This is a genomic window from Novosphingobium sp. 11B, from assembly GCF_054589055.1.
In genome coordinates this window covers 1-840 of sequence record NZ_BAAILP010000209.1, presented here as the reverse complement: position 1 = coordinate 840, position 840 = coordinate 1, and the positions used below count along the sequence as shown (strand labels likewise).

General features: G+C 62.5%; 1 protein-coding gene. It reads left to right on the top strand.

Annotated features, from left to right (window positions below):
• The first annotated feature begins 200 nt into the window (after positions 1-200).
• The gene (locus tag ACYPYD_RS19120; protein ID WP_069708073.1) at positions 201-656 is read left to right on the top strand and encodes a nuclear transport factor 2 family protein; all 456 of its coding nucleotides are present in this window, start codon (positions 201-203) and stop codon (positions 654-656) included.
• Positions 657-840: the final 184 nt, after the last annotated feature.

The window sequence follows — 840 nt, the reverse complement described above, 5'->3', positions numbered from 1 at the left end:
TCCGATCGTCATTGCGAGCGTAGCGAAGCAATCCAGGGCATTCTCAAACTGCTCTGGATTGCTTCGCTACGCTCGCAATGACGAATATGGGGCGGCGATATCCATGCGGCCTTCGCCGGGGCGGTAATGCATGGCATCCGCTAGCCCCGCCCGAAGCCCTGCCCTAGCCTTCGCGCGATAACCCCACGGGAAGAGGCTCAATGGCGAAATTCACACCCCAGCAGGCGGCAGACGTCCTCGCGATCAAGCAGGTGATCTACGAGTGGGGCGACGAACTCGACATCCACAACGGCCTGAAGATGCGCGAGACCGACTGCCTCGCCGAGGATGTCCGCTACAACGTCGGCGGCCAGTGGCGCGAGGGGCTGGCGGCGGTCGAGGCGTTCTACAAGGGCCGCGCCGAGACCATGAAGGCGGGCGCGGGCCTCATGACCATGCGGCATATCATCACCTCGCTGCGGGTCGGTTTCGAGGGCGAGGACCATGCGAAAGTCGGCTACCTGCTGGTGTTCTTCGCGGCGCTGGGCGACGGGCCTTTCGACAAGTACTGCGACCCGCTCGCGGTCGCCGACGTGAAGATGGAATGCCGCCGCGATGCCGATGGCGAGTGGCGGATCTCGCTGTTCGATTCGGGGCAGATCTTCAAGCGGGGGTAAAGCACCTTCATCGCCCGTGACTTACTCCGGGATCGCTGGCGGTCTTCGGGCAGTGGGTGGCTGATGGGGCTTCGACAGGCTCAGCCTGAGCGGATTTGAGAGCGGGTCTCCTGTTCCTGCTCAATTAGCTCGGACAGGTTTTCAAAGCAGTTTTCCAATTCCCGCTCAGGCTGAGCTTGTCGAA